Origin of the sequence: Serratia sp. N21D137 (assembly GCF_047530005.1) — a bacterium.
Classification (GTDB): Bacteria; Pseudomonadota; Gammaproteobacteria; order Enterobacterales; family Enterobacteriaceae; genus Chania; species Chania fonticola_B.
In genome coordinates this window covers 103,458-130,116 of sequence record NZ_JBLJAJ010000013.1, presented here as the reverse complement: position 1 = coordinate 130,116, position 26,659 = coordinate 103,458, and the positions used below count along the sequence as shown (strand labels likewise).

Annotated in this window: 25 protein-coding genes; 11 read left to right on the top strand and 14 right to left on the bottom strand. The window is 52.5% G+C overall.

Annotated elements, in window-relative coordinates; all coding sequences use genetic code 11:
- Positions 1-202: 202 nt before the first annotated feature.
- On the bottom strand, positions 203-907 hold the full coding sequence (locus ACMV5H_RS12810) for a MipA/OmpV family protein (RefSeq protein ID WP_037376116.1): 705 nt from the start codon (positions 905-907) through the stop codon (positions 203-205).
- Between the two features lie 493 nt (positions 908-1,400).
- Here ACMV5H_RS12810 and yeaG point away from each other — a divergent pair, with 493 nt between their 5' ends.
- Both yeaG and ACMV5H_RS12800 read left to right on the top strand, forming a co-directional pair.
- Positions 1,401-3,335, top strand: a complete 1,935-nt coding sequence (gene yeaG, locus ACMV5H_RS12805) for a protein kinase YeaG (RefSeq protein ID WP_021806619.1) — start codon at positions 1,401-1,403, stop codon at positions 3,333-3,335.
- A gap of 117 nt (positions 3,336-3,452) precedes the next feature.
- Entirely contained in the window at positions 3,453-4,721 is a 1,269-nt protein-coding gene (locus ACMV5H_RS12800) for a YeaH/YhbH family protein (protein ID WP_414821934.1), read from the top strand.
- A 214-nt stretch (positions 4,722-4,935) separates the two neighbouring features.
- On the opposite strand, the gene ACMV5H_RS12795 is transcribed toward ACMV5H_RS12800, so the two are convergent.
- The 6 genes from ACMV5H_RS12795 to cspA all read right to left on the bottom strand — a co-directional run bounded on the left by ACMV5H_RS12795 (position 4,936) and on the right by cspA (position 8,430).
- Positions 4,936-5,370: a DUF2570 family protein gene (locus ACMV5H_RS12795; protein ID WP_021806621.1), complete on the bottom strand. Its 435-nt coding sequence runs from the start codon at positions 5,368-5,370 to the stop codon at positions 4,936-4,938.
- Positions 5,371-5,616: 246 nt separating this feature from the next.
- Entirely contained in the window at positions 5,617-5,868 is a 252-nt protein-coding gene (locus ACMV5H_RS12790; RefSeq protein ID WP_021806622.1) for a hypothetical protein, read from the bottom strand.
- 97 nt (positions 5,869-5,965) lie between these two features.
- Complete coding sequence (locus ACMV5H_RS12785) at positions 5,966-6,628, bottom strand: anti-sigma factor domain-containing protein (protein ID WP_414821933.1); 663 nt, start codon at positions 6,626-6,628, stop codon at positions 5,966-5,968.
- On the bottom strand, positions 6,625-7,179 hold the full coding sequence (locus tag ACMV5H_RS12780) for a sigma-70 family RNA polymerase sigma factor (protein ID WP_368438111.1): 555 nt from the start codon (positions 7,177-7,179) through the stop codon (positions 6,625-6,627). The genes ACMV5H_RS12785 and ACMV5H_RS12780 overlap by 4 nt, the downstream gene beginning before the upstream one ends.
- Positions 7,180-7,244: 65 nt before the next feature.
- A complete protein-coding gene (locus ACMV5H_RS12775; protein WP_115158843.1) occupies positions 7,245-7,805 on the bottom strand; it encodes a fasciclin domain-containing protein in 561 nt (186 codons plus the stop codon).
- Positions 7,806-8,217: 412 nt separating this feature from the next.
- Positions 8,218-8,430 carry an RNA chaperone/antiterminator CspA gene (gene cspA, locus ACMV5H_RS12770; protein ID WP_024485401.1) on the bottom strand — a complete coding sequence of 71 codons (213 nt, stop codon included), beginning with the start codon at positions 8,428-8,430 and terminating at the stop codon, positions 8,218-8,220.
- 358 nt (positions 8,431-8,788) lie between these two features.
- Between cspA and ACMV5H_RS12765 the strand changes: the two genes are divergently transcribed.
- Positions 8,789-8,965, top strand: a complete 177-nt coding sequence (locus ACMV5H_RS12765; RefSeq protein ID WP_021181193.1) for a GhoT/OrtT family toxin — start codon at positions 8,789-8,791, stop codon at positions 8,963-8,965.
- 45 nt (positions 8,966-9,010) lie between these two features.
- On the opposite strand, the gene ACMV5H_RS12760 is transcribed toward ACMV5H_RS12765, so the two are convergent.
- Complete coding sequence (locus ACMV5H_RS12760) at positions 9,011-11,128, bottom strand: TonB-dependent siderophore receptor (RefSeq protein WP_414821932.1); 2,118 nt, start codon at positions 11,126-11,128, stop codon at positions 9,011-9,013.
- Positions 11,129-11,452: 324 nt separating this feature from the next.
- Between ACMV5H_RS12760 and ACMV5H_RS12755 the strand changes: the two genes are divergently transcribed.
- From ACMV5H_RS12755 to ACMV5H_RS12745, 3 genes are all read left to right on the top strand, one after another.
- A complete protein-coding gene (locus ACMV5H_RS12755) occupies positions 11,453-11,935 on the top strand; it encodes a hypothetical protein (RefSeq protein ID WP_115158841.1) in 483 nt (160 codons plus the stop codon).
- Positions 11,936-12,230: 295 nt separating this feature from the next.
- Complete coding sequence (locus ACMV5H_RS12750) at positions 12,231-12,791, top strand: 3'-5' exonuclease (protein WP_021181189.1); 561 nt, start codon at positions 12,231-12,233, stop codon at positions 12,789-12,791.
- 122 nt (positions 12,792-12,913) lie between these two features.
- On the top strand, positions 12,914-14,107 hold the full coding sequence (locus ACMV5H_RS12745; protein ID WP_021806629.1) for a multidrug effflux MFS transporter: 1,194 nt from the start codon (positions 12,914-12,916) through the stop codon (positions 14,105-14,107).
- 2 nt (positions 14,108-14,109) lie between these two features.
- Here ACMV5H_RS12745 and dadX read toward each other — a convergent pair whose 3' ends face one another.
- Complete coding sequence (gene dadX / locus ACMV5H_RS12740) at positions 14,110-15,186, bottom strand: catabolic alanine racemase DadX (RefSeq protein ID WP_414821931.1); 1,077 nt, start codon at positions 15,184-15,186, stop codon at positions 14,110-14,112.
- A 23-nt stretch (positions 15,187-15,209) separates the two neighbouring features.
- Positions 15,210-16,514, bottom strand: a complete 1,305-nt coding sequence (locus ACMV5H_RS12735) for a D-amino acid dehydrogenase (RefSeq protein WP_021806631.1) — start codon at positions 16,512-16,514, stop codon at positions 15,210-15,212.
- A 526-nt stretch (positions 16,515-17,040) separates the two neighbouring features.
- Between ACMV5H_RS12735 and ACMV5H_RS12730 the strand changes: the two genes are divergently transcribed.
- Positions 17,041-18,576, top strand: a complete 1,536-nt coding sequence (locus tag ACMV5H_RS12730) for a SpoVR family protein (RefSeq protein WP_021806633.1) — start codon at positions 17,041-17,043, stop codon at positions 18,574-18,576.
- A 67-nt stretch (positions 18,577-18,643) separates the two neighbouring features.
- Here ACMV5H_RS12730 and fadR read toward each other — a convergent pair whose 3' ends face one another.
- Positions 18,644-19,363, bottom strand: coding sequence for a fatty acid metabolism transcriptional regulator FadR (gene fadR, locus ACMV5H_RS12725; RefSeq protein ID WP_021181184.1), 720 nt, complete (start codon positions 19,361-19,363; stop codon positions 18,644-18,646).
- A 243-nt stretch (positions 19,364-19,606) separates the two neighbouring features.
- On the opposite strand from fadR, the gene nhaB reads away from it, so the two are divergent.
- The 4 genes from nhaB (at position 19,607) to ACMV5H_RS12705 (ending at position 23,981) form a co-directional block, all read left to right on the top strand.
- Entirely contained in the window at positions 19,607-21,181 is a 1,575-nt protein-coding gene (gene nhaB / locus ACMV5H_RS12720) for a sodium/proton antiporter NhaB (protein ID WP_021806634.1), read from the top strand.
- 122 nt (positions 21,182-21,303) lie between these two features.
- Positions 21,304-21,834 carry a disulfide bond formation protein DsbB gene (gene dsbB / locus ACMV5H_RS12715; RefSeq protein WP_021181182.1) on the top strand — a complete coding sequence of 177 codons (531 nt, stop codon included), beginning with the start codon at positions 21,304-21,306 and terminating at the stop codon, positions 21,832-21,834.
- Between the two features lie 669 nt (positions 21,835-22,503).
- Positions 22,504-23,403, top strand: a complete 900-nt coding sequence (locus ACMV5H_RS12710; RefSeq protein ID WP_021806635.1) for a Kdo hydroxylase family protein — start codon at positions 22,504-22,506, stop codon at positions 23,401-23,403.
- Between the two features lie 140 nt (positions 23,404-23,543).
- Entirely contained in the window at positions 23,544-23,981 is a 438-nt protein-coding gene (locus ACMV5H_RS12705) for a universal stress protein (protein ID WP_094981347.1), read from the top strand.
- 232 nt (positions 23,982-24,213) lie between these two features.
- Here ACMV5H_RS12705 and ACMV5H_RS12700 read toward each other — a convergent pair whose 3' ends face one another.
- The 3 genes from ACMV5H_RS12700 to ACMV5H_RS12690 all read right to left on the bottom strand — a co-directional run bounded on the left by ACMV5H_RS12700 (position 24,214) and on the right by ACMV5H_RS12690 (position 26,653).
- Positions 24,214-24,660: a YcgN family cysteine cluster protein gene (locus ACMV5H_RS12700; protein ID WP_021181179.1), complete on the bottom strand. Its 447-nt coding sequence runs from the start codon at positions 24,658-24,660 to the stop codon at positions 24,214-24,216.
- A 212-nt stretch (positions 24,661-24,872) separates the two neighbouring features.
- Positions 24,873-25,529 (bottom strand): fumarylacetoacetate hydrolase family protein, encoded by a 657-nt coding sequence (locus ACMV5H_RS12695; RefSeq protein ID WP_414821930.1) that lies wholly within the window; start codon positions 25,527-25,529, stop codon positions 24,873-24,875.
- 89 nt (positions 25,530-25,618) lie between these two features.
- A complete protein-coding gene (locus ACMV5H_RS12690; protein ID WP_179253996.1) occupies positions 25,619-26,653 on the bottom strand; it encodes a lytic transglycosylase domain-containing protein in 1,035 nt (344 codons plus the stop codon).
- Between the last annotated feature and the right edge of the window lie 6 nt (positions 26,654-26,659).

The window sequence follows — 26,659 nt, the reverse complement described above, 5'->3', positions numbered from 1 at the left end:
TAGAACCGCTCTTTCTGAGTCAGATGTTTTCCCTGCATGCAACAGGCTCTCCAGTAGGGCCAGAGCGGTGATTTTATCCGGGTCTGGCCAGTGGGTCACTTTGTTGCGTTTCGAGTGGGAATGGGGCCTCTACAGATGTGCAAAAGGAGCGTTTCCGCCCCTTTTCGATGCACCTAATGCACCATGATAGTGCAACCAGCCATTAGAAGGTGTAAGTCACACCCGTCCACAACATGCCGGTATAAGATTTATCAACCATTGGGCTGTCTTTAACTTCGCTGTCCAGGCGCGTATAACGCCCCGTGAAGAAGGCATTCCAGTTGGCGTTGATATTATAGTTGGTGCTCAATTCGACGTATGGCGACCAGCTATCGCTCGGCTTATAGGTGTTGAAGGTACTACGGCGGGACTCATCACCATTGATGCCATAGTAATATTGGTTCTGGTTTGAGCTGTTCCAGTTTACCCCGATGCCAGGAGCAAAGCTCCAGGAGTCCACCTGGAACTTATAGAGATAGGCAATATCGCCCACCAGGCCGTTACTGTTGTCCAGCATATCGCCAGAGAAAGCCGTACGGATCGATCCCCACTCGGCCCTGTGTGTAAAGGCCACACCGGCCATCATGGTGCTACGGCGCTTGTCCAACTGCTTCATGCGGTCGTCGTCACTGTCGCCTGGCTTATAGTGCAACGGTGAGTAATAGGCGATCAGGCTCAGCTGATTTTGCTGATCTTTCCACAGGTTGTAACCGGCCAACAGCGTATGGAAGTAAAAATCATCGCCATCGTAATTGATAATAGGAACGGGATAGACACGATCCTGATAACCACGATAAGGATCTGGGCTAACCAGCGCTGAAGCACCGAGTGACCAGCTTCCTGCCTGAGCACTGTGCGCACAAACCATTGCGGAAGCGATAATTGCTAGCGTTTTGAGTTTAGATATCTTCACTGGCTTTTTCCATAGATAACAAGATGTAATTAACGACTATAGTTTATGTGAAAACCGACCAGCCTGCCGGATCTTTACAATAGAAAACAACCAAGATCGAATAACTTAGAACCCAAAGATGAATTATTGATGGCAAAAAGATGACGTTTTTTGCCGCAACCCGCGCCAGACAAGGCATTTGCCGCCCCCCGCCCTAACTGAGTCATTGAAATGACTTAAAAAAGACCCTTTCTCTTGCAGGAAATTTTCCAGTATGCAACTAAGCTTAAAATCAGAAGGTGAATTTAGGCTGAGCCCAGTGGCAATACAGCGCAACTCGCGAGAATAAGCGCACCAAGTTGGCATACGGGTTGCTGTACTCAGTCATAGCTTCACGCTTTCGGGAGCCAGAATACCAACACCAGCTCCTTTTTTAACCTGTGCTAATAACGAAAGGACGGGCATCGCCATGAACATATTTGACCACTATCGCCAGCGCTACGAAGCTGCCAAGGACGAAGAGTTCACACTGCAGGAATTTCTTTCCATCTGCCGGCAAGATCGCAGTGCCTATGCCAATGCGGCAGAACGTCTACTCATGGCTATCGGTGAACCAGTGATGGTCGATACCGCGCTTGAGTCGCGTATGTCTCGCCTGTTCTCCAACCGCGTGATCGCACGCTATCCGGCATTCGAGGAGTTCTACGGCATGGAAGAAGCTATCGAACAGATAGTTTCTTACCTGAAACACGCTGCCCAGGGCCTCGAAGAGAAGAAACAAATCCTTTATCTGTTGGGCCCGGTGGGTGGCGGTAAATCCTCACTGGCAGAACGGCTGAAAGCCTTGATGCAGCGTGTACCGATTTACACCCTGAGCGCCAACGGCGAGCGCAGCCCGGTCAATGACCATCCGCTGTGCCTGTTCAACCCGCAGGAGGATGCCACTATTCTGGAAAAAGAATACAACATCCCGACGCGCTATCTTGGCACCATTATGTCGCCGTGGGCCGCTAAACGCCTGCATGAGTTCGGCGGGGACATCACCAAATTCAAAGTGGTGAAGGTTCGTCCTTCAATACTTGAACAAATTGCCATCGCCAAAACCGAACCGGGCGATGAGAACAACCAGGATATTTCTGCGTTGGTCGGTAAAGTGGATATCCGTAAGTTGGAAAATCACGCGCAGAACGATCCGGATGCCTATGGCTACTCCGGCGCACTGTGCCGCGCCAACCAAGGGATCATGGAGTTTGTGGAGATGTTCAAAGCGCCGATCAAGGTGCTACATCCTCTGTTGACCGCCACCCAGGAAGGTAACTACAACGGTACCGAGGGGATCTCTGCCCTGCCGTTCAGCGGGATTATCCTGGCGCACTCTAACGAATCGGAATGGGTGACCTTCCGCAACAACAAAAATAACGAGGCCTTCCTCGACCGTGTTTACATCGTCAAGGTGCCTTACTGCTTGCGGGTGTCGGAAGAGATTAAAATCTACGACAAACTGCTCGATAACAGCGAACTGACCCACGCGCCTTGCGCCCCTGGCACGTTGGAAACGCTGGCTCGCTTTACCGTACTGTCGCGTATGAAAGAGCCAGACAACTCCAGCATCTATTCGAAGATGCGTGTCTACGATGGTGAAAGCCTGAAAGACACCGATCCCAAGGCCAAGTCGTATCAGGAGTATCGTGACTATGCCGGGGTGGATGAAGGTATGAACGGCCTTTCGACCCGTTTCGCCTTCAAAATTCTGTCTCGGGTGTTCAACTTTGACCATGCCGAAGTTGCGGCTAACCCGGTACACCTGTTCTATATCCTGGAACAGCAGATCGAGCGTGAGCAGTTCCCGCAGGATCTGGCAGAGAAATACCTGGAGCACCTGAAAGGCTACCTGATCCCGAAATACGCCGAGTTTATCGGCAAAGAGATCCAGACCGCCTATCTGGAATCCTACTCCGAATACGGTCAGAACATTTTTGACCGCTACGTGACCTATGCAGACTTCTGGATCCAGGATCAGGAGTACCGTGATCCAGATACCGGCCAGCTGTTTGACCGTGAGTCCTTGAACGCTGAACTGGAGAAAATCGAGAAGCCAGCGGGTATCAGCAACCCGAAAGATTTCCGCAACGAAATCGTCAACTTTGTCCTGCGTGCCCGTGCCAATAACAGCGGCCGGAACCCGAACTGGACCAGTTACGAGAAGCTGCGTACGGTTATCGAGAAGAAAATGTTCTCGAACACCGAAGAGCTGCTGCCAGTCATTTCCTTTAATGCTAAAACCTCAACGGATGAGCAGAAAAAACACGATGACTTCGTCGACCGGATGATGGAGAAAGGCTACACCCGCAAGCAGGTTCGTCTACTGTGCGAATGGTATCTGCGGGTGAGAAAATCTTCATAAACCGACGACCGCTGACGTCATAGATAGCCTATACCTGAGGATTTCGGGTTGTAGCCTAACGGCTACAGCCTGAAACACCCAAGGTAGAGAAAGTTGGCAACGTTGTTTGGGGGATGTATGGCGTATTTCATTGACCGACGGCTGAATGGCAAAAACAAGAGCATGGTGAACCGCCAGCGCTTCTTGCGTCGCTATAAGTCGCAAATCAAACAGTCGATTGCCGAAGCCATCAACAAGCGTTCGGTTACCGACGTGGACAGCGGGGAATCGGTATCGATCCCCGGTGGCGATATCAACGAGCCAATGTTCCATCAAGGGCGCGGCGGTAAACGCCATCGCGTTCATCCCGGTAACGATCACTTCGTACAAAATGACCGCGTTGAACGCCCACAAGGCGGCGGCGGTGGTGGTGGCGGCCAGGGCAATGCCAGCCAGGATGGGGATGTCCAGGATGAATTTGTCTTCCAGATCTCCAAAGATGAGTATCTCGACCTGTTGTTCGAGGATCTGGCGCTGCCCAACCTGAAGAAAAATCAGTACAAACAGCTGACCGAATACAAAACCCACCGTGCAGGCTACACCGCCAACGGCGTACCGGCCAATATCAGCGTGGTGCGTTCGCTGCAAAACTCGCTGGCGCGTCGAACTGCCATGACCGCCGGTAAGCGACGTGCTCTGCATGAGCTTGAAGACAGCCTTGCCCAGTTGGAAAACACCGAACCGGTGCAACTGCTGGAAGAAGAGCGCATGCGTAAGGAGATTGCCGAGTTGCGCAAAAAAATCGACAGCGTGCCGTTTATCGACACCTTCGACCTGCGCTACAAGAACTACGAACGTCGGCCTGAACCCTCCAGCCAGGCGGTCATGTTCTGCCTGATGGACGTATCAGGCTCGATGGATCAGGCAACCAAAGACATGGCCAAACGCTTTTATATTCTGCTGTATCTGTTCCTCAGCCGAACCTATAAGAACGTTGAGGTGGTCTATATTCGTCACCATACCCAGGCTAAAGAAGTGGATGAGCAGGAGTTCTTCTACTCACAGGAAACCGGCGGCACCATCGTTTCCAGCGCCCTCAAGCTGATGAACGAAGTGGTCGAGGAGCGTTACGATCCTGCACAGTGGAATATCTATGCCGCTCAGGCTTCGGACGGGGATAACTGGGCTGATGATTCGCCACTGTGCCATGAACTGTTGGCAAAAAACATTCTGCCGATGGTGCGTTACTACAGCTATATCGAAATTACCCGCCGTGCTCACCAGACGCTGTGGCGTGAGTATGAACATCTGCAGGCGACGTTTGAAAACTTTGCCATGCAGCATATCCGCGAGCCGGATGATATCTATCCGGTATTCAGGGAACTGTTTCATAAGCAAACGGCGTGATCTAATAGAAAACGGCCAGCAACGAAAGTTAGCTGGCCGTTTTAACTCATAGGAATGCTGCATCCTCGCCAACCAGCCGCAACCGCTATAAACTCAACAACACCGCCATTTGATCAACGCTTCGATCCGTGAGGCGCAGATATCAAGCTCACTCTGGCTCACTTGTAAGGCCATAACGACATCCCCGAAAGTCTCCCCGGTAAACGGTGTCTTCTCACACTGCTGTAGCAATACCGCTGGCGGATATACGTAGATCAGTTGCGGAGCCGGTGGCACCGGTTTTGGTCGCTCCGCGCAGGATATCGAGAGCATCAGCAGGCAACCGCTGATGACCGCAGTCGTTATCCTCCAACGCTTTGCGTAACGTTCTATTTTCAGCATCGGCCTTTACTCTCTTTTGCTGTTCAATCTTGAGCTGTTGTTCGGTAGCACGACGATCGGCATCCGCCGCACCTTTCAGCGCCTGAATGGTTTCATCCCTGCCATTCAATGCACTGCTCAACTCCTGGTTATCTTTCTGGTACTGCCCTATGTCGGCATTCAACGCATCAATACGCTGACTCATGCCAAACAATAGGGCTGCGAAACCTAAGATCATCAGTAGCGGCCAATGGCCTCTGAAAAACTGGATCAACCCTGCCAGGTTCATGACAGCAACACCTCACGATCGGTAATACCTTGTCTATTTGTCTGCATTTGAATTCCTTCGTTTAAGCCAAAACACGGCTTAGATAAGCAGTATCTCAAAGCAGAAGGATGAGGAGTATTCGCGAGGGTTGTACTAGCCATGCCACAACTAATCGTTAGGACTCAAATGGCAAAAATCTCACCGAGGCGAGATTTTTGGTGATTCACAAAATGGTTCAGGCAGCCATAAGGCGAAGATGTTTCGATATCACAACAAATACCTAAAATCGTGGATATCAGGGAACAGGCCCACCGTCCTAAGATGGCGGTTGCAGATAAACCAGATCTCATCGCGATCGTTCGAGAGGATGAAATAAGCATCGGCGGTTTCCGAAGGATTATACATCCCCAATGCACGATAGGCCGTATACAGGCTGAATCCGCTATCCAACGGATAAGGCTTGGGTGCATTTTCCATCTGCACCACTCTCAAGTACAACCCTTGCTCGATCCATATCATAAAGTCACCTGTAACGATGGTTGATAACTTTAGTATGGTCGTAAATGGGATTATCGTCGCCTTTAGCGAAAAACCATCGGCAAGAATATCAATCAGTTCACAGTGAAATTAACTGGCCGCTGTACAGTACCGGACCGGTAGGAAGCCCTGTAGGTGAGCCACCCGCTGGCTCCAGGCTGATGGCAATGGTCATGCCCTGCGCCAGCGTCATCGAGTTCACTGCCAGCTCGGTCGGCTTCTCTGCAGCAACCAACCCTAAGGAACGTGGTTTTTCACCGGGCGAGATCGCCCACAGTTGCAGGCTATTGGCTACGGCTAACGTTTGCGGGTTAAGCGGGGTTAGTCTCAGATGGCGTTTGCCACGGTCCATGCTGACAATCCATTGCCCACTGCCCTGCTGACCTGCATTGAGCACCACCGCCGGAGCAAAATCCTGCGGCTGGCTGATAAAACGCGGCACCAGCAACAACGCGGCCAAACCGGCAGCCAGTGCCCAGCCAAGGTAGTCCCAGCGTTTACGTCGTTGCGCGACCTCAATGGGCAAACCAAGTTTGATCTTTTTCCACACGCGTTCCGGAGGCAATACTGGGGTCAGCGCCAGATCCAATGGAGCCAGCAGCGTTTGCCAACGTGCCACCAAGGCGGCCAGCGTCGGATCCCGCTGGATACGCTGTTCAAAGTTCAACCGCGCAGGCCCGCGCAACGTGCCCAAGGCATATTCTGCGGCTAACGCCGAGTCATACTCACCTTTGCTTTTCATAGGCCCACACAGTTTTTCAAATGATCCAGTGCCCGGCGGATCCAGCTTTTGATCGTGCCAAGCGGTTGTTGCAGATGTGCCGAAACCTCGCCATGAGACATGCCTTGGTAGTAAGCCAACACAATGCTCTGACGTTGTTCAACGTTCAGATGATTCAGGCACTCGGCCAGCTTTCCAGCCTCCTCACCCAACAGCAACTGACTAGCGGGTTCTTCCGTGCTCGCCCCCAGCTCATCCAGCCACTCCTCTTCCGTTTGCCCCGCCCGGCCTCCAGCACTGCGCAACCAATCAATAGCCTTGTTGCGCACAATGTGCGTCAGCCAGGTCAAAGGGGAACTTAGATTGGGGTCATAGCTGGCAGCGCGATTCCACACGCTGATAAAGCTTTCGTGCAGTACCTCTTCGGCCCAGGATTGACGGCGCAGTAAACGCAGAGCAACGGCAAACAAGCGCGGCGAGGTCTGCCGATAAAGTTGTTCAAATGCGTTGCGGTCGCCAAGCGCAACGGCCTGCATCAATTCGACATGCTGTTCGGGAAGTGCTTTGGTCATGTCCTGTCCTGTCCTATCAAGGTGCGGGCAGCCTTTTGGCAGCCTGCACCTAGTATAGACGGGATTTATTTTGGCAACAGAACGCTATCGATAACGTTGATCACGCCATTTTTCTGATAGACATCATAGGTGCTGATGTTGGCAATATGACCTTGGCCATCTTTGAGCTGAATATTGTGGGGGCCATTATTCATAACCCACAGCGGTTGGCCATTGACCGTTTTCAGCTCGGCCGTGCCGTGCCCTTCCTTGATTTTCTTCTCCAGCTGTTTCATATCATAGCGGCCGGCAACCACATGGTAGGTCAACACGCCGGTCAGCGCCGCCTTATTCTCAGGTTTGAGCAAGGTATCGACCGTCCCGGCAGGTAGTTTGGCAAAGGCTTCATTAGTCGGAGCAAACACCGTAAACGGACCTGCGCCTTGCAGAGTGTCAACCAGGCCAGCCGCCTTCACCGCAGCAACCAGCGTGGTGTGATCTTTGGAGTTGAGGGCATTCTCGACAATATTTTTGCTGGGGTACATGGCGGCACCACCTACCATTACCGTTTCGGACATCATGGCAGCCATTGAGACGCTACTGAACAACAGTGATGAACACAGGGCAGTACAGAGAAGCTTTTTCATGGTCATATCCTCGAAGGGTGATGTGGGAAGATGTCCTCACATAGCCATATACGTAGTGAACGAGAATATTGGATGCAGTAATCTGAAAATATTTTTCGAGCGGGGAAAATGGATGTAAAAAACCCCGGCGTAAACGCCAGGGTTAAAAGTAGTGCCGGTCGCTTTCCCGGCTGTCATGATGCGGTGCAAGCGTCCATCGAACACTCCAGCATTGCACAGCCTAAGCACGGCTTTTTCACAACAGAAAAGCAAACTTTGGTGAAATTGGCTTTTCTGTCTACCCTCATGGCTAGGAGGATATATTCAATCCCGGCACCAGGCCGGGATTGATGTGGTAGTGTGGATATCGCTTGTCTGCTCCGGTCTACACCATCATCGCTATTGCAAGTTTCAACCACACTACCGAGTCACATTACATTGCTGTAACGTTGACTGCTGATGGGCCTTTGGCGCCATTTTCGATGCTGAATTCAACCTGCTGGCCTTCATCAAGCGTCTTGTAATCATTACCCTGGATTGCAGAGAAGTGTACGAACACGTCTTTGCTGCCATCAGCAGGAGAAATGAAACCAAAACCTTTACCAGCGTCAAACCATTTTACTAAACCAGTCATTTTATTAGACATAGATACTTCCTTCATTATTTTTTAGGCCGCCATAATGGCGAATGAGGTCTGCAATTCAGTGGAAACTTATGGGGGCACTAGAAGGAAATTCGCGGAAGAAGAGGTATCTGTCGGATATCGCTAATACTGAGAACTACTTTACTAAAACTGCTTTCATAAGGTCTGTACTTCAAACCGATGACGCTATTTACTCATAACCCAGAGTTATTAGCAAGGGCTATTTATAATTAATTTCGATAAGGCGCTCTTTCACCTGTGCGACAAGACACCCCCTCCACCCTTTTACACCGCATTAACACATTGATTACTTGCGGGGAGCCGCCTAAAATGAGCGGTAAAAATTACCGGGATGGTTTTCATGTTATCGCTGTGGGAAGTCACGCAATACGTTTATTTTATTGGCCTGTTGGTTTCGATGATTGTCACTTTTCTGGTCAGCCGCGATACCCTCCCCATCCGCCTGCTTAGCGCGCTGATCATCGGCCTGACCTGGCCACTCAGCCTGCCCGTTGTGCTGTTGTTTTCGCTGTTTTAGCACCTCATCCCGCTAACGTTCAGCGGGATGAGTACGGTTTAGCCGTTAAAAGTCATACCCCACGGTAGCGATAACTGAACGCCCCGCTCCCCAATAGCAGTAGCCAGTGCCATAGCAACCAGCAACATATTCCCGGTCCGTCAGGTTATTGGCGTTCAGCTGCACGTAAGCCCCTTTCAACGACGGTTTTACGCTGTCCAGATCCATGCGCACCGAAGCATCCAGCAGCGTGACCGAAGGAATACGCAGAGTATTCTCATTATCCGCCCACTGTTTGCCAATATAACGCACGCCAGCCCCCAGATTGATACCCAGCCCAGCCTTGTACTGCCCCCATAAAGAAGCCATCTGATTAGGCGCCAGGTATGGCGTATTGCCATTGTTACCGTCAACGGCGTCTTTGAATTTCACTTTGTTGTAGCTGTAACCGGCAATGATATTCAGGCGCTCGCTCACCTGACTACGGGCCTCCAGTTCAATCCCTTGTGAATGTACCTTACCGGCAGGCACATAGTAGCTGTCCTTCACCACGCGGTTGGCTACGTCATTCTGCGTCAGATCGTAGAGGGCAATGCTGTAGATCGAGCTGCTACCAGGAGGCTGATACTTCAGCCCGGCCTCATATTGCTCGCTGGTGGTCGGTTTGAGCAGATGCCCCTCTTTATCGGCCAGGACCGCTGGTGTCACCGCGGAGCTGTAACTCATATACGGCGAGAAACCGCTGTCAAAGTGGTACAGCAAAGAGGCTCGGCCCGTAAAGTGGTCGTCAGTACGGGCATCGGTAGAATCGGTATTCAGCACGGTATTCTTGGTTTCCAAACGGTCAACGCGCCCGGAAAGATTGAGATACCAGTTATAGAGGCTGACTTCGTCCTGCAGATAGACGCCGGTCTGCTCATAACGCCGTTTAGAGTCGGTATGGCTGAGAATAGCGATATCTGGCCCGCCGGAAACGCCGGTGAAAGGGTTCAACGGCGTGGCCGAACCAGACTCTTCCCACAGGTTATTGGTAAAACGTTGATAATCCAGCCCCAGCATCACCTTATGTTCCAACGCACCCGTCGCGAACTCCGCCGCCAGTTGGTTATCCACGGCATAAGCATCCAACGACGTATTGGAGCCGCTGTACCAACGGTTCAACTCGCTGCGGTCGGCGTTCCAGCCAATCTGGTAAACCTGCTCCAGCTCAACGTTGGAGTGGGTGTAGCTGGCGTTTTGACGGAATGACCAGACGTCGTTAAAACTATGCGAGAAGTCATAACTGTAGATTTGCTGCCAACGTTTAAACACATTGCGGCTGCTTTCCCCGTCAAAAAATCCCCGGCCCAGCTTGTCCCCACTGGTGGTATATATGCTGCCGTCTGACGGTACCGCGCTGTGGTAGCCACCGGAAGGATCTTTTTGCAGATTGGCCTGCAACAATAATGAGGTATTTTCATCCGGTTGCCACAGCAACGAAGGCGAAATCGCATAGCGCTCTTCACGCTGATGGTCATACATGGTGTCACTGGTGCGGGTAATGCCGGTCAAACGGTATGCCCACCTATCGCTCAGTGCCCCCGTCGAATCAAATGCACCGCCTTTGGTATTGTTGTTACCCGCCATCACATTGACGTGGTTTTCACTGGCAAACTGCGGCCGTTTGCTGGTCATCGCCACCAACCCACCAGGGATGCTTTGCCCATACATCACGGAGGACGGGCCCTTAATCACGTCAATGCGTTCCAGGAACCAAGGGTCGATCTGCAAAGCGTTATAACTGCCGCCGTCGCTAAGCAGTCGTAGGCCGTTCAGGAAGGTGTTATTGACGTCGCCACCGTGGAAACCGCGCAGAGCGATAGTATCGTAACGCGTCGCGCCACCAGAGAAGTTAGTGAATACGCCTGGGGTATATTTCAGCGCATCGTTAACCGTCAAAGCCCCTTGGTCGCTCATCTGTTGGCGTGTTACTACGGAGACGGATTGCGCAGTGAGTATCAGGGGCCGATCCGTTTTAGTGGCCCCCTGGCTGGTGCTGGCCTCATAGCCATGCGTTGCCGTTTCCGCCGTATCGGCGGGTTTTGCCGTTACCACGAGGGTATCTTCAGCAAATGAGGTCAGTGGCAGGAAAATCGCTAACGAGCAGTAAAGATAGGAACGACTGGCAGGAAAAAACGCAGGCATACCTGTATTCCCCATGGGATCCATTGAAATTGCACCGAAAACGAACCGCGCTGGCAACGCTGGCCAGTTTGGCGAACAGAAGTCACGGTGCTCAGATGTTGTTAGATAACAAATACTAATAACAATGATAATTATTATCTTTACCATCAATGAATTCAAGTAGCAAAATACACTCTGGTGCTGGGCGTTTCAGGCGGGTTTATTGCCTTATGATTGGTACGTCATATTGATAAAAACCTTTTTCTCAGCAGGTTATGCTCCTGAGCCGTTTAGTTTTCATTTAGCTTTTAAATGCTATAAATCTGGATAACTCAAGGAGAGTGCATGACTCAAACAGCAAATCCCATCTCAGCCCCCTCCAGAAGACTGAAAGTGGTCTATGGCTGGTATGTTTATACAGTGTATGCGTTACTGGTCTTTAATCTCTATCTGGCGGTATACAACACTTGCGTTCGCCACCCCTTTGAATCACCGTTAATCTCCATGGCTCATAGCCTGTTTATCGCTTTTCTGCTCAGCCAGATCCTGAAGAAACGAAGAGGGTTCAGTTGGGTATTGCTGATCTACTTTATGTCCATGCGCCTGTATTACGCCAATATCTTGCACACTGAGTTCTCCGCCGCCAGCCTGAGCCTGGTTTGGGTCGTCATGACAATGTTACTGGCTGGTACCCTAACCGTTAGGCAATTCAACGCTAACAAGGTGCAACAGGAATGGTTGGCGCGCTTTGGATGGCGCCAATGGGCCGTGTTAATCGGGATAACGGCGATATTGACGCTATTAGTCACCCGCGACTATCTGGGGTGACGGATGACGGTGGGATGTGAGGTTCAGAGATATCCACCATGCGGCAGAGTTTACTTAAGTTTTGCGCGTTTTCGCAGATTTTATCGGTAACGTAAACGCCAAAATAGCCTAATACCAGCAGATAGCCGATCATACATAGAATAAAAATAAGTGTTCTCAACGCTAGCTACCAACTCTGCAACATGACTAAAGTCATCATACCGTGATCAGACCGTTTTCGCCTATTTCAAAGTCACTGGATATTCTGCCAGACTGTATGCAGTACCATCACGAACTTGTTCAGCCTGGAGACCCCATGAACCATTTGATGCTAGATATTGAAACGCTGGATATTACCCCGAGCGCGGTGATCCTGGTGGTTGCCGGGGTGTTTTTTAACCCCAAGACCGGTGAGTTAGGAGCAGAATTTGAAGCGGCAGTGAACAGCCAGCAGGAACAACCGGGTCGGACAATCAGCCTGGATACCGTGGCCTGGTGGGCAAAACAGTCAGACGAAGCTCGTAAACTGGCCTTCGGGGGCAGCGAAAGTCTCAAGCGGGTCTTGACCAACCTGAGCCGTTTTATTCATATGCACAGCACCGATACGGTGAAAGTCTGGGGCAATGGCAAAGAGTTTGACTGCTCGATCCTGGAACATGCCTACCACCAGTTGGCAATGCCCTGCCCCTGGAAGTTCTGGGATACCCAAGACGCCCGCACTATCATTACGCTGGCAGAGTTGCATGGTTTCAACCCCAAGAAACAGCGTCCGTTTGAAGGCACACCACACCGGGCGCTGGATGATGCCAAACACCAGGCGCGCTACGTTGCAGATACCATTTCAGCGCTTTATTACCGCCAGCCCGCGGCAAAATGATCGCGCCAGGTCAAATCAAGCGCAAACGGTTTCCTGTCTGTCATCAATACGTTATCGCTTCCCATTTGCGGTTGGGATCTCTACTCTAGTTCTCTTTGTCATTCGGATGTGCCATTTTTGTTATGCAAAAATTTCTCTTTCTCCTGCTTAGCCTGGTGTTGCTCGGCCCTCTGGGAATCGATCTCTATCTGCCCACCATTCCTGCCATTGCCCTGGGCCTTAACAGCAGCGAAGCCTTGATCCAATCCACCATTTCGCTGTTTATTCTGGTGTTGGGTCTTGGCCAGGTGATCGCCGGTCCGCTGGTGGATAATTACGGTCGTAAGCCTGTGGCTATCGCCGGGATCCTGATTTATATGGTGGGCGCAGCCATGGCTGCGCTGGCGACAACGGCAGATATCTTTGTCGCTTCACGCCTGATGCAAGGCGTGGCCGTTTGCTGTACCGCCGTTGTAGCATTCAGTGGCGTGCGCGATCGGATGAATGGCGATGACGCCGCACGCGCTTTCGGTTTTCTCAACGGCACGCTGAATATCATTCCTGCACTGGCCCCGCTGCTCGGTGGTTTGTTGGCAGAAGCCTTCGGCTGGCGCGCCCCATTCTGGTTCCTGGTCGGTTATGCCGCGGTGGTATTATTGCTGGTCATCTTCTTCCTGCCGGAAACCCGCCCCGCTACTACCGTTGCCGTCAAAGGGCTGCCGGTACGCCAGTATCTGCGCATTCTTGGCGATCGCCGTTTTATCTCCTTTGCAGTGGTCAACGCCGGGGCGATGGGGATGGCGCTAACTTATGTTTCATTGGCACCTAACGTACTGATGGGCACCGCCGGGCTATCACCGCTGCAGTTCTCTTTGGTATTTGGTGCCAACGGTTTCTGGATCATGCTGGTCAGCTTTGTCGCCAACCGCATCATTCACAAGATTGGCCGCCCTTTCTGCCTGGCGACCGGCGGCATACTGATGGGGTTAGGCTGTCTCGCTTTAGTGTTGGGGGTGGCACTACTGGGTGAAGCTGCACAAAGCCATTGGTTGGCTTATATCCTGCCCGTGGCCTGCGCCTGTGCCGGATTGGCTTTTGTCATGGGGCCGTCAACCAGCTATGCGTTGGAGCCTTACTCTAACGAAGCGGGCGTGGCTTCAGCACTGGTAGGTTTTATTCAGATGGCCGGAGGGGCCGCGCTGGGCCTGATCGCGATGGCGTTGCCGCTGCAGCCGAAACTGTCGCTGGCGTTGGTGATGTTGGTAGGTTGCCTGCTGGCGCTACACGCACGGCAGCGCAGCAAGCAAATCAAAGGGCAGTTGAAAAAAATCGGCTGAACTTATTTCTCAATAACAATAGGCACCCGTGCCGCCAAGGCTGTCAGCAGCTCGTAACCCAAGGTTCCGGCTGCGGCAGCCACATCATCGACGTGCAGATGCCTCCCCCACAGTTCGACGTCAGTACCAATAGTTGCCTGCGGGCACGGTGTCAGATCCACCGTCATCATATCCATGGAAACCGAACCTACGGTATGTGTCAGAACACCGTCCACCCAGACCGGAGTGCCGGTGGGCGCATGGCGAGGGTAGCCGTCCGCATAACCACAGGCCACGACGCCGATACGCTGCGCCCCACCAGCGGCATAACGCCAGCCATACCCCACCCGATCTCCCGCTTGCAACTGTTGGATGCCAATGATTTTGCTGCTCAGCGTCATCGCCGGTTGCAAACCGGTATCGGCGATGTCCTGCCAGTGGCCGCTGGGTGATGCGCCATAAAGTATAACCCCCGGCCTCACCCATTCCGCCTGCGTCTGCGGGTGCCACAAGGTGGCCGCCGAGTTGGCCAGACAACGCGGCAGATCAATCGCAGCAGTGGCGCGGTCAATCACGGCCATCTGTGCCGTTACGCCTTCAGGACCGTCGGCGGTGGCAAAGTGGCTCATTAGCGTTATCGAACCAATATTGTGCAACTCCTTTGCAGTTAACCAAGCACTGTGCAACCGCTCCGGGGCAAACCCTAGGCGGTTCATCCCACTGTTCAACTTGAGATAAACATCCAAAGGGGCATGTAAACGCGCTTCGGCAATCGCCTGTAGTTGCCAGTCGCTGTTCACCGCCGTGGTTAACCGGTAACGATCGATCAGCATAAGGTCTGAGGGCTGGAAAAAGCCCTCCAGCAACAGAATCGGCCCCTGCCAGCCAGATTCGCGTAGTAACACTGCCTCGTTCAGATCGAGCAAGGCAAAACCATCGCTATTCTCGGCCAGGCTGCGCCAGACGTGCTGCAAACCATGGCCATAAGCGTTGGCCTTAACCACGGCCCAGATTTTAGCCGAGGGTGCAAAACGACGAACTACCTGCAGGTTATTGGTCAACGCGGCCAAATGCAGCGTAGCGGTAATCGGGCGAGGCATGGGCTCTCCTATCAGATTGGGTTTCAGCGTGCCGGGTGCACGTCATTCAATGGAACAACAGGCCCCTGCCGAAAGTCTGCGCGGTAACGCGCCACCGCCAGATCGTCTGAAGCAATGGCCGGGGTAACCCCAGAGATCAAGTCGGCAAGCAACTGGCCGGAGCCGCAGGCCATCGTCCAACCCAAGGTGCCATGGCCGGTATTTAAATAGAGATTTTTCAGCGAGGTGCGCCCCACAATCGGCGTGCCATCTGGCGTCATCGGGCGCAGCCCCGTCCAGAATGTGGCCTCTTCAACTCGCCCACCGTTCGGGTACAGATCGCGTACCACCATTTCCAGCGTTTCACGCCGCTTCTGCTCCAACTGGGTATTGAAGCCAACAATCTCCGCCATACCGCCCACGCGGATGCGCTTATCGAAGCGAGTAATGGCAATTTTATAGGTTTCGTCCAGCACGGTAGAGAACGGCGCTGCCGCTTCATCGGTTATCGGGATGGTTAATGAGTAACCTTTCAACGGATAAACCGGAATGGACACCAGATCGCGCAGTAGTGCGGTAGAATAGGCACCGAACGCCACAACATAGCTATCGGCAGTCATGATTTCACCATCACACTGCACGCCGGTAATTTTATCTCCTTCCACCAGCAAGCGTTCAACGTTGCGGTTAAACAGGAAGTTGACTCCGGCCTGCTGCGCCAGCTTGGCCAACTGCTGGGTGAACAGTTGGCAGTCCCCGGTTTCATCATTCGGCAGCTGTAATCCGCCGGTAAGCTTGTGAGCAACCTGCGACAACGCCGGTTCGACCGTCGCCAACTGGCTGGCCTCCAGCAGTTTGTAAGGCACCCCGGCATCCTCCAGCACGGCAATGTCCTTGGCAGCGCTGTCAAACTGCTGCTGGGTGCGGAACAGTTGCAGCGTGCCGCCTTGACGGCCTTCGTACTGGATGCCGGTTTCCTGGCGCAGGGCTTTAATGCAGTCACGGCTGTATTCCGCCAGACGCACCATACGGCCTTTGTTAGTCATATAGTGGGCAGTATCGCAGTTTTTCAGCATCTGCCACATCCAGCGCAGTTGGAAACTGCTGCCGTCGAGGCGGACTGCCAACGGCGCGTGACGCTGGAACATCCATTTAATCGCCTTCAACGGTACCCCAGGAGCTGCCCAAGGTGCGGCGTAACCCGGAGATATTTGCCCGGCATTGGCCGCACTGGTTTCCAAGGCTGGCCCGGGTTGACGATCGATCACCGTCACCTCATGGCCCGCTTTTGCCAAGTACCAGGCACTGGCAACCCCTACCACTCCGCTACCTAAAATAACCACTCTCATCGCTGACTCCAGCTCAAGGATCGATAAAGCACAATCTACCAATAACAGGAAATTAACTCAGTGGAAAAAACTACTCAACAAATCGTTTATTAATCGTGACAATATTCACAATTATTTTATCGTTGATGCGTCCGTCTTTGGCAATAGCGGACATAAAATAACGATAAGATACTGTTAAAGCGCATTTTGCCGATAAAACAGGCTATTCGGCCCCCAAACACATCAGCGAAAATCGCCAGTGGCACCGGGAATGACAACCCACCCAATTTGGAACATAAATCTGTTTAATTAAATATTGCAGGTTAATAATTCCAACCATCCCCATTGGGCATCAGTTTCCTCTGCCTCGCGGTTCGAATGCCTGGTTGAGTGCCACCACAGGCCGCAAAGCTGGTTTACGCGTAGCAACCGCAAGTGGTTATCAGTACTCAGCACGGATGATTTCAAACGATTTATTACGACTTGGACTATCATTGTTAAAGGGTCTGCCAAAAGAGCCGACGCCGTTCATAACGAGGGTGCGCTGATGACTACTTCGACACAGAAAAAGGTTAAGGAAGATAAACGTCTGAGCGATGGACCGGACTGGACATTCGACCTGTTGCAGGTGTATCTGGAACAGATCGACCGGGTTGCCAAACATTACCGGCTCGACACCTATCCGCATCAGATCGAGGTCATTACCTCCGAGCAGATGATGGATGCCTATTCCAGCGTCGGGATGCCGATCAACTATACCCACTGGTCATTCGGTAAAAAGTTCATCGAAACCGAGCAGCGCTATAAGCATGGCCAGCAGGGGTTGGCCTATGAGATCGTGATCAACTCCAACCCGTGTATTGCCTATCTGATGGAAGAAAACACCATCACCATGCAGGCACTGGTTATGGCTCATGCCTGCTATGGGCACAACTCGTTTTTCAAAAATAACTATCTATTCCGCAGTTGGACCGACGCCAGTTCGATTGTCGATTATCTGCTGTTTGCCCGCCATTACATCAGCGAGTGTGAGGAACGCTATGGCGTGGAAGAGGTAGAAAAGCTGTTGGACTCCTGCCATGCGCTGATGAATTACGGGGTCGATCGCTACAAACGGCCACAAAAAATCTCGCTGGTGGAAGAAAAAGCCCGCCAAAAGAGCCGTGAGGAGTATCTGCAAAGCCAGGTCAACTCGCTGTGGAAAACCTTGCCGCGAGTCGATCGCGAAGCCCTGCCGGAACAGGCCGTGCGTTTTCCGCGGGAGCCGCAGGAAAACATTCTCTACTTTATGGAGAAAAACGCCCCGTTGCTGGAATCCTGGCAGCGTGAAGTGCTGCGCATCGTGCGTAAGGTAAGCCAGTATTTCTACCCGCAAAAACAGACGCAGGTGATGAACGAGGGCTGGGCCACCTTCTGGCACTACAGCATCCTTAACCACCTGTACGACGAAGGGCGCGTGACGGATCGCTTTATGCTCGAGTTCTTGCACAGCCATACCAATGTGGTCTACCAGCCACCTTACAACAGCCAATACTACAGCGGCATCAACCCGTACGCGCTTGGCTTTGCCATGTTCCAGGACATCAAACGGATCTGCCAGTCGCCGACCGAGGAAGATCGCTACTGGTTCCCGGATTTCGCCGGCAAAGACTGGTTGGATACCCTGCACTTCGCCATGCGTGACTTCAAGGATGAGAGCTTTATCAGCCAGTTCCTGTCACCGAAGGTGATGCGTGATTTCCGCTTGTTTACCGTGCTGGATGACGATCGCAATAATTACCTGGAGATTTCAGCGATCCATAACGAAGCGGGCTACCGCGCGATACGCCAGGAGCTGTCGGCTCAGTACAACCTGAGTAACCACGAGCCCAATATTCAGGTCTGGAATGTGGACCTGCGTGGCGACCGTTCATTAACGCTGCGCTATATTCCGCAGGACCGGGCGCCATTGGATAAAAGCCGCCGTGAGGTGATGAAGCATCTGCATCGTCTGTGGGGATTCGACATTATTCTGGAGCAGCAAAACGAAGATGGCAGCGTTGAGTTGCTGGACCGCTGCCCACCAAGACCCAACGCGTTATAAGGCTGCAATATGACAAAGGGGCGCATGCAGCGCCCCTTCAACTAACTGATTACGGATATGACGCGAATTAACGACGCGCTTCGGTCAGATCGCTTGGCATAGTGCCCTGCATACTCTGCCAAATAGCCCCGCTCTCTTTACCGTAATTACGCACGCAATCCATCACCTGATCGTACATCTTCTCATGACACAGGCTCGACAACTTGTTGTAGAAGGTCAGTGCGAGTTTGCGCGCTTCCGGGTTGGAGAAGTAATAACGGCCAACGCGGGTATACAGCCCTTTCAACCCATTGAGGATCAGGCCGTAAATCGGGTTTCCCGAGGCAAAGGCCAAGCCACGGAAAATTTCATAGTCGAGCTGGTTGAAAGCATCCGCCTGATCGTCAACCAGCGCCGCTTTCGCCAACACTTCCTGCGCCTGCTCCGGGTGGTTACGCACCGCCGCACGGATAAAGATCGAGGCAATATTGGTCCGCACCGACAGCAGATTATCGATCAGCTGCGGTACGCTGTTGTGATCGAGCCGGGCCAGGGTTTCCAGAATATTAAGGCCGGAAGTTTCCCAAAAATTGTTCACTTTGGTCGGTTTGCCGTGCTGAATAGTCAGCCAGCCATCACGGGCCAGTCGCTGCAGAACCTCACGTAATGTGGTGCGCGTGACGCCAATCAGTTCTGAAAGCTCACGTTCCGCGGGCAAAATAGAGCCGGGAGGGAAGCGGTTATTCCAAATACTTTCAATAATATACTCTTCCGCGAAACCGGCAGGACTCTGCGCCTTTATAACCATGTGTTTGATGTTCCGTAACGACGATAATCAGTAATTGTAATCGGCAGATCATACCAGATCGCCGGGGCATCACATAGCGCGAGCCAAAAACATTAAACGAAAGTGTGCATAAGCTGGCAAAAAGATGAAAAAAACCACTTCGCCGAAATTTCAGTCTATTAGGACTTCCTTATTTGCATCAGGCCCACTGCCGTTGTTAGGGTATGACGAGCCAACTCACTTTGAGGTTTCGCAAAAACAAGCATGGATATGACAATACGCTCGGCATTGGTAAAGAACTTTCTCGGGGCGTCCCCCGATTGGTACAAACTGGCTATCATCAGTTTTCTGGTGATCAATCCCTTGGTGTTTTTCCTGGTCAGCCCTTTCGTGGCGGGCTGGTTACTGGTTATCGAGTTCATCTTTACGCTGGCTATGGCGCTGAAATGCTACCCGTTACAGCCCGGTGGACTACTGGCCATTGAGGCAGTGTTGATCGGCATGACCAGCCCCGCACACGTCAGCGCGGAAATTGCCAGTAATCTTGAGGTGTTATTGCTGCTGGTGTTTATGGTGGCAGGCATCTACTTTATGAAGCAGTTGCTGCTGTTTGTATTTACCAAACTGCTCCTGAACATCCGCTCAAAGATGCTGCTATCGCTGTCCTTCTGCGTTGCCGCGGCACTGCTTTCTGCCTTCCTGGATGCCCTGACCGTGGTAGCGGTGGTGATTAGCGTCGGCACAGGTTTTTATTCTATCTACCATAACGTCGCCTCCAATCAGAAGACCGATATTAGTGACGATAGCCGCCTGGAAGATGCCGACCATAAACAGACGCTGGAACAGTTCCGTGGCTTTCTGCGCAGCCTGCTGATGCATGCCGGCGTGGGCACCGCTCTCGGGGGCGTGATGACCATGGTAGGCGAGCCGCAGAACCTGATCATCGCCAAAAGCGCCGGGTGGGGCTTTGGCGAATTTTTCCTGCGTATGACCCCCGTCACGCTGCCGGTGTTTATTTGCGGTCTGTTGGTTTGCCTGCTGGTTGAACGTTTTGCAGTTTTTGGCTACGGCACCAAACTGCCGGATCAGGTGCGTAGCGTACTGAAAGAGTTCGATCGCCAGGCAACGGCCAAGCGTAGCCGCCAGGAAAAGATGAAGTTGGTGGTACAGGCGTTAATCGGCCTCTGGTTGGTGATTGCCTTGGCCTTCCACCTGGCGGAAGTGGGCCTGATTGGCCTCTCGGTGATCATTTTGGCGACCTCACTGTGCGGCGTAACCGATGAGCATGCGATCGGCAAGGCTTTCCAGGAAGCCCTGCCCTTTACCGCGCTGCTGACGGTGTTCTTCACCGTTGTGGCAGTGATCATTGAACAGCAGCTGTTTACTCCGGTGATCCACTATGTGCTACAGGCACCGCCGAGCTCACAGCTTTCCCTGTTTTATCTGTTCAACGGTCTGCTCTCTTCCGTTTCTGATAACGTTTTTGTCGGTACGGTTTACATTAACGAAGCTCGGGCAGCATTGGCGGAAGGAGCAATTTCTCTGCAACAGTTCGAACTGTTGGCGGTAGCGATTAATACCGGCACCAATCTGCCTTCGGTAGCTACACCCAACGGGCAGGCTGCTTTCCTGTTCCTGCTGACCTCTGCTCTGGCACCGTTGGTACGTCTGTCTTATGGCCGCATGGTCTGGATGGCATTGCCTTACACGGTGGTGCTGACCCTGGTTGGCCTGCTGTGTGTGCAGCATACTCTGGCACCGGTAACGGACCTGTTTACCCAATGGCAGTGGCTAATGCCGCTACCGCTTGACGCAACGGCCCCAATCGCTGCACATTAGCCGCCATAACCGTCCCCGCAAACGACGATATTTTTCACTGAATCGTCGTTAGATAGCTGGCAGCGGGGATGAATTGGTTTACACTGCCGGTTCAATTGCTTACTGCATGGAAGAATATAGATATGTTGCAATTCTTTAACCGCTGCTCGCAGGGGCGCGGTGCTTGGCTGTTGTTGGCTCTGACTGCATTGGTACTGGAGTTGGCCGCCCTCTATTTTCAGCACGTGATGCTGTTACAGCCTTGCGTAATGTGTATCTACGAACGCGTCGCGCTATTCGGGATTTTGGGAGCGTCGCTGCTTGGTGCATTGGCACCGAAGTCGCCGCTACGCTATGTGGCGATCCTGTTGTGGATATACAGCGCCTGGGAAGGCCTGCAGTTAGCCTGGAAACACACTATGATCCAACTGCATCCATCGCCGTTTAATACCTGTGATTTCTTTGTCAGCTTCCCTTCCTGGCTGCCACTAGACAAATGGGCGCCAGCGGTGTTCCACGCGTCCGGTGACTGCTCGGTGCGTCAGTGGCAGTTCCTGTCGTTGGAAATGCCACAATGGCTGGTGGGGATTTTTGCTGCCTATTTGCTGATCGGGATTGTGGTTCTGCTCAGCCAATTTGTCCGCCAACGTAAACGCGATCTGTTTGGCCGCTAACGCTAGAACATCGCAAAAACGGCGCCTAAGGGCGCCGTTTTTTGTTGCTACTGACACCCTATCACCAGGCTTACCGAGTAGGGCCGCTGCATGCTGCGGCCGTTTGGAAAATCAATGGCATCGTGTGTGGTGGGTAAGCAACATCAAGTATGGGTAAAGTAATACACGAGCACGATCAGTACTCCGGCCACGGCAAACAGGCGTACCATCTTCATCATCACATTCTCATCATAGGCGGAGGTGCCGACAAGCTACCTAAGATTTTGTTTAAAAAGAAGCGTACACCAGGCGATTACGTCGTAATTTACATAACATTAAGTTTTGTTGCGATTCCCCGCCGATATAGCGTTCAATCTTTGGTAATTCATCCCTTTCAAGCACAGATATATTGGCTACACTTAATCACTGATTGGCCGTTTTTCATTCACCGTATTAATACTTTAGGGCGGGTACTAATAAAATGATGACATATATAAGCCACTCCCCTCATCCACCCTGATTTATTTCCTCTCTCGTTTAACTTTTGTTTAACCTGACCGCCCGGTTAGCACACGATTTCGGCTATGCTCTGCATGATAAAACGCCTACGTCTACCAGGGCAGCAGGCGCTCAAACACTGAACAGTCGCAGCCAAAAAGATAGACAGAGTATTTTGAGCAAGGGATCACTATGTTAGAAAATAAAATCAATCCGCAATCGGCCATCACGACGCTGCCCTATTTAGACTGGAATGCCACCTATTCTGCTACTTTGGATGCCGTAGCCGAGTTGGAAAGCGGCAAGGTACTCTATTTCCCTCATCTGGCCTTTAATCTGACCGACGCGGAAAAAACCTTACTCACTCCAGAGTTGGTCGATCCCAAACGCAAGAATATTAGCTATCAGCCTGAACAGCAAAAGCTGACAGGGGTTGCCCTTGAGGCCAAACGCGAAGCGGTACATAAATTAATGGCTCGGCACTATCAAGCCTGCCAGCATTTGATCAATTCCGTCCTGCCCGAATATCGGCACGCAGTGCAAATGCCCACCAATAGCCTGCGTCTGCACCCGATCTCTGCATGGACAGCCTCGACTTCATGGCGCAAGGACGACCGCCGCCTGCATGTCGATGCGTTCCCTTCTCGCCCCAATTATGGCAACCGTATTTTACGCATCTTCACCAATATCAACCCTCATGGTGAAAGCCGCCAGTGGCGCGTCGGGGAGCCGTTCCCTGAGCTGGCGCAACGTTTTCTGCCACGCCTGAAGCGTTATTCGCCCTTTGCCAGTTGGTTGCAGGATAAAGTGGGTATTACCAAAACGCGCCGTAGTCACTACGATCATCTGATGCTGCAAATGCACGATGCGATGAAGGCAGATAAAGACTATCAGGAAAGCGGCCCCCAGCAGGCGGTTGAATTCCCCCCAGGAAGCAGCTGGATCTGTTTTTCCGATCAAACTCCCCATGCCGCCATGGCCGGGCAGTATATGCTGGAACAGACCTTTATTTTACCGGTGAGCGCCATGAAAACCCCGCAGCATGCGCCGCTGAACGTCTTGCAAGCCTTGTTACACAAGCCATTGATATAGAAAGCCTGACTTTTCAGCCGATCCGCGGGTTATTCGCTGGATCGGCCATAACTTCGATCTGTGTCACCCCATTTGGGCAGCAAATTTGGTATATTAATCACGCAGTAGTATGCACATCACCTACTCATTATGGAGGTTGTATGTACAAGACTATCTTAGCGCCCATTGATTTGGCTGAAATCGAGTTAACACAGAAAGTCATTCCCACGATTAATTCACTGGCAAACATCGACTACCCGCATATCCATTTTTTCGCCGTCCTCTCCCCTATGCTCTCTTATTATGAATATGGGCTATCGCACCCCGAGCGGTTGCTGCCCAGCGATGATGAGCGGATACAGATTGCACTGGCGGAGTTAAAGAAAGCCGTTACGGCGTTTGATATTCCGGAAGGCCGAGTGCACTGTTCGGTAGAGATCGGCGCGCCACGGGATCGGATTTTGAATTTTGCCGATGAGATCAACGCCGATTTGATCGTTGTCGGTTCGCGTAGACCAAGTATCACCACCTTCTTGCTTGGCACAACGGCATCATCGGTCGTCAGGTATGCCAAAACCTCGGTCCTGGTGGTGCGATAAGGCCGCAGACTACGTTCTAAAAAGCGCTAGTAATACGTAGCTGTACGTAATAGTGCTACAGGAGGGAGCCATGCAGAACGCCGACACGCCGTGAATCCATCCCTGGAGGCTCGTATCGCGCGTCCATGCGCTCAACGGTCGGCTAACCTGCATGGCTCCCTCCTGACTTAGCTTACGGTGTTGCGGTGACAAGCGTAATTATTTGGCCACAGTTTCTGGTTATAGCAGCCACTTACCTGGCCCAGCTAGGTTTGTTGAGGATATGGTCCTGCCAATCCACGACTTCGCTTTCACGCACCGCGATATGACGTACGGTAATACGCTCACCGTGCATTGCCGCTTTTGATCCGCTGACCAACGGGTGCCAGTCGAACAAGGGTTTGCCCTCGCCGATCAGGCGATAGGCGCAGGTTGGCGGTAGCCAGTCGAACGTGGTGAGGTTTTCGCGCGTCAGCTTGATGCAGTCTTCTTCCAGCTCAAAGCGGCGCTCGTAGTTGCGGCACTGGCAGGATTTGATATTGAGCTGATCGCAGGCCACGTTGGTGAAGTAAATCTCATCGGTATCTTCATCGATCAGCTTGTTCAGACAGCATTGCCCACATCCGTCGCACAGCGATTCCCACTCTGCCTCAGACATTTCGTCCAGCGTCTTCTGTTGCCAAAAAGGGAGTTGTGACATATCGACTTCCGAAAATAGGTAAATGAACAAACCACCTGCAAGCAGGTTCAAGGGGGCACACTATATAGACACTGAGCGCAAAAGGAAACGTTTCCCCAGTTGCCCCTGCCTGCCGCAATGGCATCCAACGTGGATAATAACAGTGTAAGTGACCAAAGAGGTTTCTGCCTGCAACACCCGGAAGGCCCGGCAGGCAGAAAAATAAAGCGGGATTAAATCACTCGGGTGCTGAGGGTCTTACCGTTAAGCAAGATTTTCAGCATATCGCCAGAAACCATTGGCCCGACCCCTTGAGGAGTCCCGGTCAGAATGATGTCGCCCGCACGCAGCGTGAAGAAACGGCTCATATAGGCGATCAGCGGCAAAATGGGATTGATCATATCGCGGGTATTGCCCTGCTGACGCAGTTCGTCATTGATCGACAAAGACAACTCGGCATTTTGCGGATCGCCAAATTCAGCCACCGGAATAAAACCGGAGATCGGGCAGGAGCCATCAAATGCCTTGGCTTTTTCCCAAGGTTGACCCGCCTTCTTGAACCCGGCCTGCAGATCGCGCAAGGTCAAGTCCAGCGCCACGCCATAGCCCGCAATGGCACGGGCCACGCGATCTTCATTAGCCTGCTTCAACGGGGTACCAATCAACACCGCCAACTCGACTTCATGATGAATCGACCCCAGCCCCTTGGGGATTGCTACCGGTTGACGAATATCACACAATGCCGTTTCAGGTTTGATAAACAACACCGGCTCAGGCGGAGTTGCACTCCCCATCTCCTTGATATGATCGCTGTAGTTGCTGCCCACGCAAACCACTTTGCTTACCGGGAAATCAAGCAACGCTCCTTGCCAGTCTCTATGTTGATACATACCGCCTCTCCAACCACAGTGTAGGGGCCAGATAACCTCAGCCCATGATACATACGGGGTGCCATTCCAGGCACCGGGTAGTTACCGACCTATTGACCGATACCATCGGCCATCATTCCCACGCTGATCGCGAAATAATACGAACGATTCCAATGCATGAGAGTACGGAAGTTATCATAAACCAAGAATGCGCGTCCTTGCATATCATCTGGAGCGATCACCCAACTACGCAGGCCAGAGACTGGCAAGGGTGAACCCTCTGCTAACACCACCCCTTTGGCCGCCCACTGCTCTTCGCGATGCCCCTGAGAGTCTTTCAACCCTAGTTGTTCAGCGTTGAATTGCGCGGGCAGTTTGACTTCACGGCCCCAACCAACCCCAGGTTGCCAGCCTTCGGTAGCCAGGTAGTTGGCGGTAGAGGCAAACACATCATCGAGATTATTCCAGATATCGATTTTACCGTCGCCATCCCCATCTGCGGCATAGGTCAAAAACGAGGTTGGCATAAACTGGCTCTGCCCCATCGCTCCCGCCCAGGATCCCTTCAGGTTGCCCGCATCAACGTGGCCCTGGTCAATAATCTTTAAGGCCGCCATCAGCTGTTTGGTAAAGAACGCTTCGCGCCGGCCTTCAAACGCCAGCGTCGCCAGGGCAGAAACAACGTCTTCCTTACCCTGTATCTTGCCAAAGGCGCTTTCCATACCCCATAGCGCGACAATATATTGCTCCGGGACGCCATAGCGCGCAGTCACTCGCGCCAACCGTGGCTGATATTGCTGGCGCATCTCGCGGCCCCGCTGGATCTTCCACGTGGGCAACACTCGGCTGAGGTAATCATCCAGCGTAATTTTCTTTTCCAACTGATTACGATCGGCATTAATCACCCGATCGACAAAATGCGCGTTGGCAAACGCGTTCTCAACGGTAGCCGCTGGGATACCCTGCTTGATGGCCCGCCGCTTCAGTTGTTCCACATAGGCCGGGAACTCCGCGGGATCACGCCCGGTTTCGGCCAGCGTACTCCCGGCAGGCTGTGCAACAGGCGCTGCCACAGGAGCCGCCCCCACCGGTTTAACGCAGCCAGCTAAAAGGGCCAGCGTTAGCATCATCGACATCTTCTTCATGATTTT

Excerpts from the sequence above, each read along its gene's own strand:
- ACMV5H_RS12775 (WP_115158843.1), bottom strand. The coding sequence starts at position 7,805 with ATGAAAAAGCTTCTCTGTACTGCCCTGTGTTCATCACTGTTGTTCAGT.
- ACMV5H_RS12695 (WP_414821930.1), bottom strand. The coding sequence starts at position 25,529 with ATGTATCAACATAGAGACTGGCAAGGAGCGTTGCTTGATTTCCCGGTA.
- ACMV5H_RS12700 (WP_021181179.1), bottom strand. The coding sequence starts at position 24,660 with ATGTCACAACTCCCTTTTTGGCAACAGAAGACGCTGGACGAAATGTCT.
- fadR (WP_021181184.1), bottom strand. The coding sequence starts at position 19,363 with ATGGTTATAAAGGCGCAGAGTCCTGCCGGTTTCGCGGAAGAGTATATT.
- cspA (WP_024485401.1), bottom strand. The coding sequence starts at position 8,430 with ATGTCTAATAAAATGACTGGTTTAGTAAAATGGTTTGACGCTGGTAAA.
- ACMV5H_RS12730 (WP_021806633.1), top strand. The coding sequence starts at position 17,041 with ATGACTACTTCGACACAGAAAAAGGTTAAGGAAGATAAACGTCTGAGC.
- yeaG (WP_021806619.1), top strand. The coding sequence starts at position 1,401 with ATGAACATATTTGACCACTATCGCCAGCGCTACGAAGCTGCCAAGGAC.
- ACMV5H_RS12785 (WP_414821933.1), bottom strand. The coding sequence starts at position 6,628 with ATGAAAAGCAAAGGTGAGTATGACTCGGCGTTAGCCGCAGAATATGCC.
- ACMV5H_RS12705 (WP_094981347.1), top strand. The coding sequence starts at position 23,544 with ATGTACAAGACTATCTTAGCGCCCATTGATTTGGCTGAAATCGAGTTA.
- ACMV5H_RS12750 (WP_021181189.1), top strand. The coding sequence starts at position 12,231 with ATGAACCATTTGATGCTAGATATTGAAACGCTGGATATTACCCCGAGC.
- ACMV5H_RS12765 (WP_021181193.1), top strand. The coding sequence starts at position 8,789 with ATGTTATCGCTGTGGGAAGTCACGCAATACGTTTATTTTATTGGCCTG.
- dsbB (WP_021181182.1), top strand. The coding sequence starts at position 21,304 with ATGTTGCAATTCTTTAACCGCTGCTCGCAGGGGCGCGGTGCTTGGCTG.
- ACMV5H_RS12760 (WP_414821932.1), bottom strand. The coding sequence starts at position 11,128 with ATGCCTGCGTTTTTTCCTGCCAGTCGTTCCTATCTTTACTGCTCGTTA.
- ACMV5H_RS12780 (WP_368438111.1), bottom strand. The coding sequence starts at position 7,179 with ATGACCAAAGCACTTCCCGAACAGCATGTCGAATTGATGCAGGCCGTT.
- ACMV5H_RS12710 (WP_021806635.1), top strand. The coding sequence starts at position 22,504 with ATGTTAGAAAATAAAATCAATCCGCAATCGGCCATCACGACGCTGCCC.
- ACMV5H_RS12790 (WP_021806622.1), bottom strand. The coding sequence starts at position 5,868 with ATGATATGGATCGAGCAAGGGTTGTACTTGAGAGTGGTGCAGATGGAA.
- ACMV5H_RS12795 (WP_021806621.1), bottom strand. The coding sequence starts at position 5,370 with ATGAACCTGGCAGGGTTGATCCAGTTTTTCAGAGGCCATTGGCCGCTA.
- ACMV5H_RS12745 (WP_021806629.1), top strand. The coding sequence starts at position 12,914 with ATGCAAAAATTTCTCTTTCTCCTGCTTAGCCTGGTGTTGCTCGGCCCT.
- ACMV5H_RS12800 (WP_414821934.1), top strand. The coding sequence starts at position 3,453 with ATGGCGTATTTCATTGACCGACGGCTGAATGGCAAAAACAAGAGCATG.
- dadX (WP_414821931.1), bottom strand. The coding sequence starts at position 15,186 with ATGCCTCGCCCGATTACCGCTACGCTGCATTTGGCCGCGTTGACCAAT.
- nhaB (WP_021806634.1), top strand. The coding sequence starts at position 19,607 with ATGGATATGACAATACGCTCGGCATTGGTAAAGAACTTTCTCGGGGCG.
- ACMV5H_RS12735 (WP_021806631.1), bottom strand. The coding sequence starts at position 16,514 with ATGAGAGTGGTTATTTTAGGTAGCGGAGTGGTAGGGGTTGCCAGTGCC.
- ACMV5H_RS12810 (WP_037376116.1), bottom strand. The coding sequence starts at position 907 with ATGGTTTGTGCGCACAGTGCTCAGGCAGGAAGCTGGTCACTCGGTGCT.
- ACMV5H_RS12690 (WP_179253996.1), bottom strand. The coding sequence starts at position 26,653 with ATGAAGAAGATGTCGATGATGCTAACGCTGGCCCTTTTAGCTGGCTGC.
- ACMV5H_RS12755 (WP_115158841.1), top strand. The coding sequence starts at position 11,453 with ATGACTCAAACAGCAAATCCCATCTCAGCCCCCTCCAGAAGACTGAAA.